At 54.3% G+C, this 14475-nt stretch carries 13 protein-coding genes, 1 tRNA gene and 1 pseudogene; 4 read left to right on the top strand and 11 right to left on the bottom strand.

Annotation, left to right across the window (positions count from 1 at the left end):
• Window positions 1–1279: 1279 nt before the first annotated feature.
• The 7 genes from ACPUER_RS34220 to ACPUER_RS34190 form a co-directional block, all read right to left on the bottom strand.
• On the bottom strand, window positions 1280–1831 hold the full coding sequence (locus ACPUER_RS34220) for a hypothetical protein (RefSeq protein WP_425133263.1): 552 nt from the start codon (window positions 1829–1831) through the stop codon (window positions 1280–1282).
• On the bottom strand, window positions 1828–2397 hold the full coding sequence (locus tag ACPUER_RS34215) for a transglycosylase SLT domain-containing protein (RefSeq protein ID WP_425133262.1): 570 nt from the start codon (window positions 2395–2397) through the stop codon (window positions 1828–1830). The genes ACPUER_RS34220 and ACPUER_RS34215 overlap by 4 nt, the downstream gene beginning before the upstream one ends.
• Window positions 2394–2936 carry a PAAR domain-containing protein gene (locus ACPUER_RS34210; RefSeq protein WP_425133261.1) on the bottom strand — a complete coding sequence of 181 codons (543 nt, stop codon included), beginning with the start codon at window positions 2934–2936 and terminating at the stop codon, window positions 2394–2396. Before ACPUER_RS34210 ends, ACPUER_RS34215 begins: the two co-directional genes overlap by 4 nt.
• A 90-nt stretch (window positions 2937–3026) precedes the next feature.
• The gene (locus ACPUER_RS34205) at window positions 3027–3605 is read right to left on the bottom strand and encodes a hypothetical protein (RefSeq protein WP_425133260.1); all 579 of its coding nucleotides are present in this window, start codon (window positions 3603–3605) and stop codon (window positions 3027–3029) included.
• Window positions 3606–3689: 84 nt separating this feature from the next.
• Window positions 3690–4961, bottom strand: coding sequence for a hypothetical protein (locus ACPUER_RS34200; RefSeq protein WP_425133259.1), 1272 nt, complete (start codon window positions 4959–4961; stop codon window positions 3690–3692).
• Between the two features lie 31 nt (window positions 4962–4992).
• Window positions 4993–7704, bottom strand: coding sequence for a type VI secretion system Vgr family protein (locus ACPUER_RS34195; RefSeq protein WP_425133258.1), 2712 nt, complete (start codon window positions 7702–7704; stop codon window positions 4993–4995).
• A gap of 362 nt (window positions 7705–8066) precedes the next feature.
• Entirely contained in the window at window positions 8067–8438 is a 372-nt protein-coding gene (locus ACPUER_RS34190) for a hypothetical protein (RefSeq protein ID WP_425133257.1), read from the bottom strand.
• Between the two features lie 1448 nt (window positions 8439–9886).
• On the opposite strand from ACPUER_RS34190, the gene ACPUER_RS34185 reads away from it, so the two are divergent.
• Window positions 9887–10237, top strand: coding sequence for a hypothetical protein (locus ACPUER_RS34185; protein ID WP_425133256.1), 351 nt, complete (start codon window positions 9887–9889; stop codon window positions 10235–10237).
• Here ACPUER_RS34185 and ACPUER_RS34180 read toward each other — a convergent pair.
• Window positions 10234–10773 (bottom strand): recombinase family protein, encoded by a 540-nt coding sequence (locus tag ACPUER_RS34180; RefSeq protein ID WP_425133255.1) that lies wholly within the window; start codon window positions 10771–10773, stop codon window positions 10234–10236. The genes ACPUER_RS34185 and ACPUER_RS34180 overlap by 4 nt on opposite strands.
• Before the next feature lie 194 nt (window positions 10774–10967).
• Between ACPUER_RS34180 and ACPUER_RS34175 the strand changes: the two genes are divergently transcribed.
• Both ACPUER_RS34175 and ACPUER_RS34170 read left to right on the top strand, forming a co-directional pair.
• Window positions 10968–11822 (top strand): DUF6710 family protein, encoded by an 855-nt coding sequence (locus ACPUER_RS34175; protein WP_425133254.1) that lies wholly within the window; start codon window positions 10968–10970, stop codon window positions 11820–11822.
• A gap of 222 nt (window positions 11823–12044) precedes the next feature.
• Window positions 12045–12242, top strand: coding sequence for a hypothetical protein (locus tag ACPUER_RS34170; protein WP_425133253.1), 198 nt, complete (start codon window positions 12045–12047; stop codon window positions 12240–12242).
• Between the two features lie 188 nt (window positions 12243–12430).
• On the opposite strand, the gene ACPUER_RS34165 is transcribed toward ACPUER_RS34170, so the two are convergent.
• A tRNA-Ser gene (locus ACPUER_RS34165) sits at window positions 12431–12524 on the bottom strand.
• A 113-nt stretch (window positions 12525–12637) separates the two neighbouring features.
• Complete coding sequence (locus ACPUER_RS34160; RefSeq protein WP_034184693.1) at window positions 12638–13888, bottom strand: aspartate kinase; 1251 nt, start codon at window positions 13886–13888, stop codon at window positions 12638–12640.
• On the opposite strand from ACPUER_RS34160, the pseudogene ACPUER_RS34155 reads away from it, so the two are divergent.
• A pseudogene (locus tag ACPUER_RS34155) lies at window positions 13871–14108 on the top strand (hypothetical protein); the annotation flags it as partial. The gene ACPUER_RS34160 and the pseudogene ACPUER_RS34155 overlap by 18 nt on opposite strands.
• Before the next feature lie 123 nt (window positions 14109–14231).
• On the opposite strand, the gene tilS reads toward ACPUER_RS34155, so the two are convergent.
• A partial coding sequence (tilS, locus tag ACPUER_RS34150; protein ID WP_425133252.1) for a tRNA lysidine(34) synthetase TilS occupies window positions 14232–14475 on the bottom strand: 244 nt, incomplete at its 5' end.

Raw genomic sequence — 14475 nt, 5'->3', positions numbered from 1 at the left:
TCATGTACACCTGTCCATCAAAAATTCTAATGGACACGATGCTCCTTGCTTTCGATGGCCGCCTTCAAGATGACTTCGCCGGGGGCTTACGAACGAGGTCGGATATTGCGTTCCGGTCCGATGAAATTCATTCATGCGACGCCGAATCGAGGTTCCGACGACTAACTGCCTCATAACGACGCTTTCGCCTCGTTTTTTCCAGGGTAATCTGCGACAGGTACTGACATTGAGCGCACCAGTTTCCCCCTGACGAAACTTGCCGGGGTTTCGCCCACCATCGATGACCGCGCGCGCACTCCCATTCGAGCTTCGTATTGTTGTCGACATAATGCTCGGATACGCACATGCCGCCCCGGTCCGCAGCAATCGATCGCATCCGATGCGCTGCCGCTGCCTGTCTTCAGTGCGACATGTCGGACACCAGTGCCCCTTCAGAATTTCCGTACCCCATGCCATCCACTCGTGCCCTCGGTCGCACTGAAATGGGTAACGAGCCTGAATACGTTGATACCGGGATGCGAGACATCTGCCTCCGTGCTCGAGCGCCTTCGCTTGCAGTTTCGCAAGTCCGTCGGGGATTCGCCGCCCATCGACAAAGCATTCTTGACACCATGCCTTACGCAAGATGTCGTAGCCTGCGGCCTCCCATTCATGCCCCTGCCCGCATCGGAATCGATACTTCGCCATGCGACCGTTATAGACGGTCGACAAGCATTCGCCGCCGCGCTCTCGCGCACGATCCTGTATTGGTTTGAGACCACCTTGATATCGACGACGCTCAGCTCGTCGTTCAGTGGAGCACTTTGCGCACCAATGACCAGCTAAGGCCGAAGCAGCCGTGGCCTCAAACTTATGGCCTGCGGCACAGACGAAACGGTAATTCGCCTGTTTTCCACGATACCGCTTACTCAGACACTGGCCGCCCGCTTGGTTGGCAACATCGTGAATACGAATCAGGGTCTTTTTAATCCAGCACTGATGGCATATTAATGGGCCGCCACGTCCGCGCACCCGGCGCATAAAACTTGCCCCGGACATTGACGAAACGTGTTTGTCGGCGCATTGGAACCGATACTGATTCAAGACGCCACGCCACTCGCGAGCCATCAGCGTGAATCCAGCTACCGCGAGGTAGTCACTGACTTGCATTAAATGCTTATCATCTATTGGCATAAAAGATGCGTGACGCCCACCGGCCGATCTTCAATCATCACTGACCATCGAAATAAAACGAGCCACATAAACCGATCACATCAATTTTCGCAACGAAAAATCCAAATTACCTAATTTCAACTAGCTTTCGCTTCGCGATCGGCAATCGATCCGTCGGCGTGCTTTCCGTCGGCTGCCCTTTCCCCGCGAGATATTGATAAACAAGGTACTTTTTGTCCGTCTCATAGCCTTCGTTGGGGATAATCACCAACATCTCCTGACGACCAAAGTACAGCCACCGAGGCAAGGATTTTTCCGCGAAATAGATGCGCTCTTCAACGTGCGTCTTTGGGTTCTGTCGGATTGCGATTCCCTTTAGATAGGGTGGCCCATAGTCCAATGCAAAAACGAGAGTTTTACCGACGCACTTCGACAAGACAATGCGGCCAACAAAATCAGTATCTGGCATATCAAGAAATGCGTGCTCGATTTTTCCCCGCGCCTGCACGAACAGTGAATCCCCATCCACCCCATGTGATTTCGCCATAAGGGTAATGCGACTCCCGTCCTCTAAGGGGCACGAAAGTATCGAGCGCAAAGCACCGGTATCACTGATACTCGGTGTTGCGCCGACTGCTGCAGTTACGATCCATAAAAGGCTGAGAGCAAGAATTCTCATTTAGCCTTCACCATGTCGCGCAGCACCTGCATTGAGTCAGGATCGGTAGCGAGCTTCTTTGCAGCCGCACTAATTTTCTGGTAATAAATCCCATTACTGACGCCCCGGTACTTTTTGTACGCGTCCTCGATGGAACTAGACTGATCGATCCAGTACTGCATGTACTCCGTACCGATCTGTATGTTTGTAGCTTCATCAAATATAGCAGGGCTATTATGCAGAGCAGCCCCTTCGCTAAATGCCTGCTTTGTCTGTGCGTCGCTAGGCATGTGCCCGCCACGCTCCTTCTGCTTTCTGTATTTATAAACTTGCTGGACACCTCGAAGCTGCATTTGCAGGAGCCCCCTTGCATCGTGAGAAGCACCTGCATGCGCATCGAATCGAGATTCCATGTATATCTGACAAATGACTAAGTTCTCATCAAGCGTCGATCGGTTGTTTGCCTCAACAAGCTTACGTATTTCACGAAGTCTCGCCGATTCGTCGACTGACACACCAACCGGATCCGTCTCTGATCTCGGCGTTGCTGCCGCCTTCTGCGTTTGGATGACTTTTTTACCTGTCATAGATAACGATCCCAGTCTGGATTCAGCGGCGTGTGCTCTTCAAACACATCGATAGTGGCAATCACCGCACTTTTTGCATATACCTTCTCGGTGTAGCCGTTCGCATCAGTGCGCCCCTCAATTTCGTCCCCCTCATCCGTTACGATCCTGTAGAGCACATCCTGAAGCGGTCGCCCTGTATGTTTATCTTTTAATAAAAAATGTTGATCGTATGAAGCATCACCGAAGTATCTACCTTGAGGCGTATACCCCATCGTCTCAAGCTCAGATGAACCGAATTCTACAAATGCGGTTCTCTGCGACGCTATCAAGCGAGGAGGTGGATTGCATTTGCAGATACAGAGATCATTTTCCAGTGCGACTTGCTTACCCATCAAACCTATCGGACGATTCGGTCCGATGTTGCGAACTGACCCCACCGACGAGCAGGCGTGGCAATTTATCTTGGCATCCTGGTAGGCAAAAGGTTGGCCATTGACTGTAGATGCATGTTCACCTTGGGCGACAATACCTCCCGCCGTCGTCTTGTCGCCAAGCATTATGAGATAGCGCCTCACACCAGATACCCTCGCCAACGGTTCGAAATCAAAAAAAATCAACCAATCACTAGAATATACAATTACCAGTCACTACCATGCGAGATTTTGACAACCAACAATAATGTAACCACGTCGCTTGTTTTTCCCCACAGCACTAAAGATAGTATTGGGGGGCGAATCGGTTCCATCACTCAATTTCCGGATGTCACGAACCTCAAATTCATCAAAATATCCATATCCCTCCGGATTCCCCTTTGGCACCGGAGTAAGTTTCAAGACTTTATTAAATTCACTCAATCGGTTCGGATTGGCGCGAATGACTACAAAGAACAACGTCGTACTTTCTGAAGAAAAAAATGCCTCGCTTGCCTCGCGATCAAATACTTTAATTCCACGCGGAAGGTGATAGACAATTTTTCCATTATCATCCCCTCCCCTGATTATTTTCACCCCCAATGCTTCAAGCGACCTCCGTGGATCACTTGGGCCACCGTCAAATTGCCCTCCACCGAAAACGTTAAGTGCATCATTTCTACACGTCACCGCCCCCTCCAATGCATTCCCGAGAGTTTCTCGAGATGAAATCACCTCTTGAGAAAACGCAGTAGAAGAAATCAATGCACATATCGGCGCAACACCGACAATCGCTTTTATCAGCCACCTAATCACGCCCGAACGCATAATTGCCTACCCTTGTTAATCAAGTTGCAACCCCACAAAAATCATACCGCCCAAGCCGTCCGATTATCTAGCTTACTCGTACTTGACAGTGATATGCATATGGGTATCATGCGGCTCAACCCAATGAAGCCATGGCGTGTAAACCTGATTGGCCTCCACCTCGCCATCACCACGTAACTCTTGATAAAGCTTAGCCATTTTTTGCCCCCCTGCACTGGTAGGGAATGGCTGTTGGCGGTCAGCAGGGCCGTGATTATGAATCACAAAGTCAATATTCTCGGCAGAGTCCACAATTTCCGTAACATCCAGCCCCACTCCCATCTTGTGCAATCTGGAGCCGAGCATCGGCCGCCAGGAGCTCGAGAGATCCACCGTACCGATATTAAGACGCCAAGCCGCCTTCAAAATCGCCGCAAACGCACGAGGTGAAGTTCGTTTCAGTGCCTGTTGCACCGTTGTTCTGGCGCTCGTGTTGATTGCGTTGGCGACCGCCCGCGCAGCAAACTTGAGAGTGATGCCCAACTCGGGAATCTGAACACTAAACGCATCCATGGAGCGAGAACCCGCTCCAGCGTTGTAAATTGACTGCAATGCCGTTGCCCAGTCAATGGTCACACTCTGAGAAGTAGTGCCGTTTTGACCAGAGCCACCAGAAATGGACCGAGACAATGTTTCAGGCGGGCATAGTCGTGTGATTTCATCGGTTGTAAATTCATGACTGATTTTCAGCCAAAGGTCACCATTCAAATACCCGAAATACTCGGTAGTCGATCCAGGTTTGGCGACAATGGTATTTTCCTCTGGAGTGCTTCCAAGATTATTTCCTGCAGAAAATCTATCCTGCAAGTCCGTTCTCACCTCATATATATGCACCTTGCTATGCGCAACATCCGGAATGGTCCACGGAAACAATTGGAAATTCCGATGCGACTCATAAGCATCATTGGCAATGTGCAAAGCAATACGTTTTACGTCATTTGGAATGTTAATGGGTGGAAATGTGTGTACCTTACGACTACCATCATGCAATCCACTAGACTGTGCCGGAGGACCAAGATTATAGGTCTTAAGATGACTTCCTTCGTAAGGGTAAATTACCTTCCCCGAATCGGCATCGACTAATACGCACGGTAGATTAGTAAGATAGGACGCTGAATCGGTAACCCCTGTATGTGTCGCATCTTGACCATACAAGGCTGTGTACATTGGATTATGACCACCATCATCACGTGGCGCGCAATAAATAACAAAAGTAACCTTCCGCGTCAGACATTGCGCGTCTTGTGTCGGCTGATTCGAACCACACACCATCGTACTCACAGGAGTACCGTTAGAGTTTGCCATATTTTATCTGCTTGATTGGTTGTTATTCAGACTAGCAATCGCGAGGATCATCAACATGCCCATCACCATCCGGGCTAGAGTCATGTGGATGTAGGTGGACATTTTGAGGACTAGCCAGCCATATCCGCTGAGTTTGCCCATTTTCGTCTGTATGGCCATACCAAGTCGGGCCATTCTCGGCTTCCAAGCGATAAGGGTAATTTGGCAGAATAGCGCCGCCTTTGTCTCTTACAGTAAATTGAGCGCTATATGGCTTCACCCCTGGCAAATCAGGCAATGGGACACGCATTGACGCTGCGCCTGGCAAGCTCCATTGAGCGCACTTCTCCCAGATTTGCCCGGTGGTGGCGTTCTCAATACCCTGCGATGTAATTCGAATGTATGACCCGCCAACACCGATCCAGATTTCCTTAGACGCATTCAAAATAATTTTTCCGTCGGTACTGGTGATGGTTAGGTCTTTGAGCGCCGCCAATGACATCTCATCGCTCTGAGCTTCGATTTTCACTTTCCCAGCAGCGGCAATCAGCTTCATCCCAGCGTTCTGAACAAATAGGCTCAACTTTTCCCTAACGCTCGCAACTAGCGATTTTCCAGCCGCAAGATGAGTACTTTGACCGCTAACTAAATTAACGTGTTGCGTTGCGGATAGATGTGCAGAGTCCTGCGTTGATATTGCTACTCCTGACGGGCTACCGAACAGCATGAGAGGAGATTTGAATGCTTTAGCACTTCCTTGCCCACCTCCGGCGGTTCGCCCACCGGATGCTGATGCGTCAACAGTGTGCTGGGTGTGGTCCGTGAACTGTTTCAACGCCTTACAACCCGGTGTCAGCGCTTCCGCATGATGCGTCGCGCTCGCATCTGAAAGCGACTCGATAATACTTTCAGCGGTGATAAGTTGCTCTTGGGTTTCTTGCGTGTGAAGCGGCTGGCTGTTCGCTGACTTCGGATGCGTCGTAACGTACAGCCCCTGTGCGGCGCGTACGGCACCGTATGAATCGGTCCTCAAATCGAAGCCGCTCCCAAGATATGAGCCGCGTGAGTTGCCGTTCTGGTCGATCAGATATCCCAGGTGCAGCAAACTGTTTCCGGTACTGCTGAACAATTTGGCGCGATTTTGCCCCGTCGCATCGTCAAGGACCATTTCGTTATAGCCGGCTCCCGCATATTCCTTCGATCGGTAGCCCGACAGAATGCCGTTGCTATGCCATTGCGGCCGAACGTTCCCGTTGTACACGCGATGTAGCACGATGGGCCTATCACAGTCCCCGCCTATGTAGCCGATTAGAACTTCTTCCCCGACTCTCGGAACGTGCACACTCCCGTAGCCGCCGCCCGAATCCGACTGTGCGACTCGTACCCAGCACGAGGCATTCGCGTCACCGGAGTTCTGTCGGTCCCAAACAAACATGACCTTTACGCGGTTCAGTGCGTCCGTGTGCACCTCTTCGCCCTGCGGCCCGACGACGATTGCCGTCTCCAACTCCATCGCTGGCTTCTTGTGCTCGAACGGGCTCCTATACGGAACTGTCACCCGCTGTGCCTCGACTTCGACTAGATAAAAACCGGCCGAGCCGTCTTCGTGAGTGACGACCTCTCCCGTTTGTTCAAACTTTGCCTGCGCTAGTTCGCTCTGCAAGCTATACGGAAAGTTCGCTTCGTGATTCGATAGCGGCAGATTGTTCTCAATGTACCGACGCACTTTGATCGCAGCGAATTCTTGCTGCCCGGCTTGATCACGATCGTGCTCAGGATGGCCAGTCAGCATGAACCGACGGCCGGCATCGATAGCCCGAACACTTCCGATACCAAGGAATCGCTTTGCTCGCGACTCCCATTCTTCTAGGTGAATCTTCGAAAGATGCTCACCGCGATCCTGGTTCAAATACGTGTAGGCGCCGGTATATTCGTAGACTTCAGTCTGCTCCGGCAAATTTCCTTGACCGGCCATCGTCGGCAACGTCGTACCTTTCGGATTGACCAGAGAGGACGGCGCTTTATAGTCGAACGTGCGCGTTGTGTACACGGTACTCTGCAACGTCCGCGACCCCGCCCATTGCGTAAACGCGCCCGTTTCGCTACTTGTGCCCGACCTGGAGAACCCGATCTGTTTGGGCAAGACCTCATCAAGCGAGTAAATGTCGTCGGTCACGACGAACCTATGCGACTTCCCCTCATTGTCCTGACGCCAAAAACCGAACAAGCCTTCTTCTTCCATCAATCGATGGACAAAATTCCAATCGGTCTCACTCTGACGGCAGTACGAGCGCGAGGGTAACGTCTTCAGCAAGGCGAATTCGAATTGCCCTCGCGCTTGTGGATGCGCATTGAATACATCGGTGAGGATGGCGTCAGCGCTCTGGTCCTGCCAGTACCGCATATCGCTGCGGAACTTTAGGAAATGCATCCATGAAGCGAAAGCCAACTGATAACTTGAAAGGCTTCCGTCAGCACCAAGCCTACGAGCTGTATGGATATATCCGTTGATCGGTAAATAGGACTTGTTCGCTTGCTGCAACCAAAGGGTCATCGGTTGAGCGATCAACGTTTTGAGCTCAATATCGCCTGCTGTAGATACCATGTCGAGCGTGACACTGAAGTCACGGCCGAGTTCGGAATAAGTCACAGCCCGGCGCGGGACAAGCGCATTCTCCGGCAGCGATGGGATGCTCGTCTTGAGCAGGCGATCTTGCTGGATCAGGCCGCCACGAATCGCCTGAGCCACTTCGGTCATGTTCATGCGTTATCCATCTTGTTGTTTTTTGCAGGCTCGCAACCGCCCACGCTCTCACGGGAACGGCTTCCCCGTTATATCTATCGCCGCAATTTTAGCGACGTCGACAGGTCATGAGAATGTACCTTGGTCGAAAAAACCACAATATGGTCTGACAAAAATTCATACACTTGTCTGCGAGGAGGTTAGGCTTACCGTGATTAATGCCATTATATATTACAAATATAAAACGATTTTCTTTCATATACATTCTGAAATCGCAGGCACAGTCGAGTGCCCCGCAACCACATTCCGGTGACCACACCGGACAGATGCTATTCATGCAGGGGGCTCGCGTTCAGGTACGATCGGCGAGAGCAAGTCGTTTGTCAGGAGTTTAGCGGGTCGTGTTTGGGCGTCGGCGATGACGTAGGTGGGACGTTTAGCAATTGTTCGTCGCGGAGGGTGAGCACCCTCTGGGCCGCGATCATGCCGTCGGTCGTGGTCGTGAATTTGCCTTCAGCCTTACCGCGAACGGCGCAATCGTGAAGTGCTAATTCAGCGGCACGGAAAACATCCAGATCGGTTCGCCCCGTTGTCGCTTCATGAACGAAGTATGCGCAGTAGACTGCGCTGAACAGTTGCGCGACGATCGACGCATTGCCGTTGCCGGTTGCGAGCGAATGGTAGACCATGTGATGCTCGATCGATTTGCGACGAGCGACGGACGCCGGAATAGGTAACAGCATCTCCTTCGTCATCGGTCGCCGGGTTCTAGGTGGCCGCCGTGTAATCATGGAGAGCAGACAAGACGTTATCGGAAGAATGGTCGGGAGGCAGTTTTCCCGGTCGAAGACGAGGGTAGCCGCTATGGCCTTTGCGGCTACCCTCTGGTATCGAAAATTTTCATGGTCCGTCTTGCCAGCGAGCGAAAGCGGCGAACCAACCTCCGATACTTCAGACAATAATAAACAGCGCGCCGCATCTATCAAGCTCAGCTGGTGGCGTCGTCACATCACCGATGCCTCGATGCAATTATCGGTTGCGGTCGGGGGATGTCGGGCCACGCCGCCCCGCTGGACTTACTGCCGGGACCGATGCTTTTGACTGCTTGTGATATGCCTCGATTCGAGCGACGTGTTTCTCTAGCATTTCCTTCGCCGATGACAAGGAACGTTCGATTCGAGACGTCAACGTTCCCCAAGACTCATATGGGGGCGGGCACAACCTCTCCAAGTCGAACCGCGGAATACATACTAACGCGAGAGTAAGGCTTCTTTCGCTTAGGTGGAGCATTGAGTTAAATATGTTCACCGGCAATTTCCCTTCCCTCTGCCACCAATTCGTCACGAAGTTATCTAGCGCATGGAGCGAATCGTAAAAGGCCATAAGTGCAGTCGCGTCGTCGCTGGACAATTCACGGAATTGTGGGGCATTTGGATACAACACGGGCATTTCGGGAAGAAAGTCGGCCTGAAGGTCGTTCGGCTTAATCTTGTCCTCAATCGAAATATACTCATTTACTGCGGCCATGTAGTTCGGGCTGGCTCGGTCATGAATATACAAAACTCGTGTGATGGTGCGATTTAGTTCAGCCGCAAAGTATCGCCGTGCGTCGGCTTCAGTCCGTGTTTTTTCTTCGGCCTTAGAGCGTCGTGCGTTCAGTTCGTTTATCCAAGCTCCCAATAGGGAAGCCCCCGCTCCAAACAAAGCTCCTGAAATTATCGCAAGCTTCGTTGGAAGGACAACGACTCCAACTATAAAGAGTAGCGCGGCCAACCCCATATGCGTATTTTTTCGAACGAAGTTCCATACCAATCTCGGAAGCGGGCCAAACTCATCCATTGCTTACTCTGTCGTCAACAGTCGTCGGAATGCGGATGGCCTTGCGTGCCATAACTCGCTGCCTTGTTTCGGAGGTGATTCCGGGCAGAGAAACCGACCCTACCACCGAATCGCCCGGCACTGAACTCGCCTCGTCGATCCGCCGCCGCGAATCCCGCCCAGTCGTGCAGTTCACGCATGGCGGCAGATATACCGGTATCGGCGAAGGTGCTGAAGGCGTCAAGTGACGTACCCGAACCGATAAGAAGTCTATAGACGGCAGCGGTCCAAACCCAGAGGGCGGAGCAAGTTCGACCGCATCCGGCGCACGACGCTGCGAGCGGCGCGGTTACACTGACAACTCGGATGCCTTGGGGAAACGATAATGGACGAAATCGAAGCGTTGGCCGCTCGCATTGACGGCGAGCCGGACGTTGACGCGGCGCGTCTTGCAATTGCCGACCTAACTGGGCGACTAATCGCGGAACGACGCGACAATTTGGATTATTGGGAGAAGCACTGCTTCGCGAACGCCCTTGGCGCGCTCGCCTTGAACGTTCAACGTGGAGTTCGCGCATCTACGACAGGGCTGCTGCTCTCACTGAACTATCTGGATGCGGCGCTTCTACCGGCTGATCGCCGCGACGAAAACTATGCGCCGCATAGCGCCGATGTTGAAGCACTGACCGCCGAACAGTTGCTTGATGACGTTCGAACGCTTGGCGGGACTATCTAAGCATGCTGCGCCACTTTTAATATGGTTGGGTGCGACACGGCATATTCCTTCGCAAGTCCCCGCGCGGTGGCGCCTGCCGCCAGTTTCTGCCGAATCTCAGTCTTCTGTTCCGGCGTCAGGGCATCTTTGCGCCCCAGTTTCTTGCCCTCGGCTTTCGCACGCGCCAACCCTGCATGCGCGCGCTCAATGAGTAGGTCCCGTTCGAATTGGGCGACAGCAGCGAGTACCGTCATGTGTAGCTTTCCGGATGCACTGGTCAGATCGACGCCCTTGAGTGCGAGGCAATGGACGTGAACCCCCATCTCCGCCAGCCGTTCAACTGTCGCGAGAACATCGGTCGTGTTACGGCCCAGTCGGTCTAGCTTGGTGACGACGAGCGTATCGCCATCGTCCAGCCGTTTCGAGAAGCCGGGACGCTCTGCGGCTGGGACACTGCCGGAAATGGTCTCCGTGATCGTATGGCGCGGCTGGATGGCGAATCCCGCGCTGCTGGCTTCTAGCAGTTGGTTGTCAGTAGTCTGCTCGGCCGTGGACACGCGAGCCTAGAGGAACGTGCGGGACATGATTTTCACCGGTAAACAAACGTGGAAATCATATTATACGGTAATCAATCCTCTGGGCCGGGATTGCTTACCGCCGCTGGGGCGCTTCCCGCAGCGGTCGGCAATCGGACGTTTTTCTTTCCGGCCCTCCCCTCGCGAGAACTGACGCAAAGATAGACGCAACCAAGTTGATCAATAATCGAGTCGCCCGTGATATTGCGGTCGCACTGCTCCATCAAGTTCGGCGCCTCATAGGCACAACGAAAAAAGAAACAACAATGTCGGGAAATCTGAGCGATTTGAAGGTGGTGGACCCACAAACCCTTGGGATGAGTCTCTTGGAACGCTGGCGCTTCAAAATACTTCGACAACTCACGCCTCGTAAGCGCATAAAGAGCAAAACGCCCTTCGAAAATATTATCGACATGGCCCATGCCGTAGCAGATAAAAATCCGGACGCGCTGTACGATCTTGTCAAATTGATTCTCCGACCGATTCAGGCGGAGGCGATGCTTGGTGTTGTGGAGAATGCGGAACATGAGGCGCCGGCTGACATTGAAGGCCCTACGTTTTTCTTCAATGACGACAATTTCTACAAAAATGAGCCTTACGAGCGCGAGCTGCCCAAAGAGCAGTTCCGCGTGAGGTTATCGACAGACGTAGTGCTCCCTTGGCCGTGGAATCGCCAGCGCATTGCAAATACGCTCTCATCAATCGGCACCAGCAAAGCAGCGGGTCCATGGGAGCAGGATTTCAACAACCACTGTGTGTTGCTCTGGCTGCCATGGGGCATTGCGTTTGTCGCAGGCGGCAATCATTCCCTAACGGCAGGAATTGTGGCCGGCGAAGGCGAACTTGTACCGGAAGCCGTCTACGATATGTCCGCTATGCTGGACAAGGTTCGCTGTGATGGACGGAACTATCACGAGGCTGCAACTGGCCGCAAAATCGCTCCAGTCAGCGATCTACGTATTGCTGCCGTATTTGAAATCGGTCGCCTCATGATGGCGCATGGCGTGGTGCCGAATCGTCTCCATGGCTGATTGCGAATTCGTTCACATCCTTTGTATGCGGCCAGTGACGCGAAGAAGGTGAGATTTCGACCTTCCGCGCGGTAGCCGATTGTCCGGATGACGGGCGGAAGACCGTTAGTCAGCACCGCCACGACCTCGCGCTTGAAATCTGTAGCCCCAACCTCACATGCACTTTGTTGTGTGCCTTGAACGTGCTGGCCGTTCGCCAGCGGCTTCACAAGGATAGAAAAAATGAAAGAACCTGGACTTGATGGCCGCCATCGCAACCAAGACGGCCGCATTCGACAGAAGCGCAGCGACACGGAAAACCAGAACCTGCCCAAGCCCATTCCGGGTTTTCCACCCAATGCAACACTTGAGCAAATGCGGCGCGAAACCGGGAAGACAAGCGAGAAAGATATCCGCGACGCCGTCAAGCCGAAGAAGTAACCACCAGACGCCCCTCTGAGCAGATGCATCCACGGCCGCCCATCTCACCCGCCCAACGCCCGGTGAGCGCACCAAGTACCGGTTCAGTGCCCTAGTACGGGACGATCGCGGTTTGATAGTTGCTTTGTTAGCCGGAAAAACAAAAAGCCCCGTAAGTCCTTGAACTTACGGGGCTTTCTCACCGCTTTTGGCGGAGACGGAGGGATTCGAACCCTCGATCCAGGTTTTGGCCCAGATGCTCCCTTAGCAGGGGAGTGCCTTCGACCTCTCGGCCACGTCTCCCAAACTTTCGCTCGCACCAGGGAGGCAGTGCGACGAGAACGAGATAATATAGGGTTTCGAACCGCGCGTCAATTTCCGTGATGCATTTTCGTCAACGCATCACGAAAATTTCATCATGCCTGGTCGAGTTCGAATGCCTTGTGCAGCGCGCGGACGGCCAGTTCCATGTATTTCTCGTCGATCAGCACCGAAATCTTGATTTCGGACGTCGAGATCATCTGGATGTTGATGCCCTCTTCCGACAGCGTGCGGAACATCTTGCTCGCGACGCCCACGTGCGAACGCATGCCGACGCCGACGACCGACACCTTCGACACCTTCGGGTCGCCCTGCACCTGCTCGGCGTTCACATGGCCCTTCACCTGGTTGGTGAGGATGTCCATCGCCTTCTGGTAGTCGCCACGGCCGACCGTGAACGTGAAGTCGGTTTTGCCTTCGACGCTCTGGTTCTGGATGATCATGTCGACGTCGACGTTCGCATCGGCGACCGGGCCGAGGATCTGATACGCGATGCCCGGCTTGTCGGGCACGCCCATCACAGCAATGCGTGCTTCGTCGCGCTGGAACGCGATGCCGGAAATGACTGCCTTTTCCATGGTCTCGTCTTCTTCAAAAGTAATCAGGGTGCCCGAGCGCATTTCTTCGTCGAGCGCAATCAGCGGATCGGTCAGGCTCGACAGCACGCGCGTCTTCACCTGGTATTTGCCGGCGAATTCGACCGAGCGGATCTGCAGGACCTTCGAGCCGAGGCTGGCCATTTCCAGCATCTCCTCGAACGTCACGCGATCGAGGCGTCGCGCCTCTTCGACAACACGCGGATCGGTCGTGTAGACGCCGTCGACGTCCGTGTAGATCAGGCACTCTTCGGCATCCAGCGCAGCCGCGACCGCCACCGCCGACGTGTCCGAGCCTCCACGGCCCAGCGTCGTGATGTGGCCGTCCGGATCGACGCCCTGGAAGCCCGTGATGATCACGACCTTGCCGGCGTTCAGATCGGCCTTCACGCGCTCGTCGTCGATCGAGTGGATGCGCGCTTTCGTGAACGCGCTGTCGGTCTTGATCGGTACCTGCCAGCCGGCGTAGCTCACGGCCTCGACGCCGATTTCCTGCAGCGCGATCGACAGCAGGCCGACGCTGACCTGCTCGCCGGTCGACGCGATCATGTCGAGCTCACGCGGGCTCGGCTGGCTCGAAATCTCTTTCGCAAGACCGAGCAGACGGTTGGTTTCGCCGGACATCGCCGAAGGCACGACCACCATCTGGTGCCCGGCCTGATGCCATTTTGCGACGCGTTTCGCGACGTTCTTGATGCGCTCGACCGAGCCCATCGAAGTGCCGCCGTATTTGTGTACGATGAGTGCCATTGTCGTTCTGAACTGGAGGAGAGACCGCACGGGCGCGCTGGGCAGGCCGCGTTGCCGTTCGGTCACGCGGCTTGTGGCTGTGGACGGACGACGAGGGGGACGGCTGGGACGCAACACGCAAGCGTGACGGATTTTGCCCGGAAGGCCGATCAGGCCGCGCAAACCGGGTACGTCACGCGGGAAACCTGCACAAATCGCTCAAAAATCGAGCCGAGCAAACGTCCGAGCGTACCCGATAGAAGCCCGCTTGACAAGCCGCTCGCCGTGTCCACGGCCGTTCCGGCGCTGTTTACCAAATGGTGAAAATGGGCGCGCCATCACGCCGCCGGAAGCCCGCCCGCCGTTACGCAATCAGCAGGTCGGGACGCCATTCGATCCGGCGCCATGCGCCGCCGGACGGCCCGTTGTCGAACAACTCGCCATCGCGGTTCACGCCAAGCCGCGGCACGTAGATCAGCCGGTCGCCCGCGAACAGCAGCGGCACGTCGCGCTGCCATGCCGGCACGCCGCGCTCCTGGAACAGGTTCTTCAGCGTCCGGCCCGGGCCGCCCGGCGACGTGCGCATCCGCTCGCCGCCCGCCCGGGCG

Source organism: Burkholderia sp. DN3021 (assembly GCF_049805555.1).
GTDB lineage: Bacteria > Pseudomonadota > Gammaproteobacteria > Burkholderiales > Burkholderiaceae > Burkholderia > Burkholderia pyrrocinia_C.
This window is presented reverse-complemented; position numbering and strand designations above follow the sequence as displayed.

Bases quoted from the DNA above. Each gene is read 5' to 3' on its own strand.
- ACPUER_RS34220 (WP_425133263.1), bottom strand. From the start codon at position 1,831: ATGAGAATTCTTGCTCTCAGCCTTTTATGGATCGTAACTGCAGCAGTC.
- ACPUER_RS34215 (WP_425133262.1), bottom strand. From the start codon at position 2,397: ATGACAGGTAAAAAAGTCATCCAAACGCAGAAGGCGGCAGCAACGCCG.
- ACPUER_RS34210 (WP_425133261.1), bottom strand. From the start codon at position 2,936: ATGCTTGGCGACAAGACGACGGCGGGAGGTATTGTCGCCCAAGGTGAA.
- ACPUER_RS34200 (WP_425133259.1), bottom strand. From the start codon at position 4,961: ATGGCAAACTCTAACGGTACTCCTGTGAGTACGATGGTGTGTGGTTCG.
- ACPUER_RS34195 (WP_425133258.1), bottom strand. From the start codon at position 7,704: ATGAACATGACCGAAGTGGCTCAGGCGATTCGTGGCGGCCTGATCCAG.
- ACPUER_RS34190 (WP_425133257.1), bottom strand. From the start codon at position 8,438: ATGACGAAGGAGATGCTGTTACCTATTCCGGCGTCCGTCGCTCGTCGC.
- ACPUER_RS34185 (WP_425133256.1), top strand. From the start codon at position 9,887: ATGGACGAAATCGAAGCGTTGGCCGCTCGCATTGACGGCGAGCCGGAC.
- ACPUER_RS34170 (WP_425133253.1), top strand. From the start codon at position 12,045: ATGAAAGAACCTGGACTTGATGGCCGCCATCGCAACCAAGACGGCCGC.
- ACPUER_RS34160 (WP_034184693.1), bottom strand. From the start codon at position 13,888: ATGGCACTCATCGTACACAAATACGGCGGCACTTCGATGGGCTCGGTC.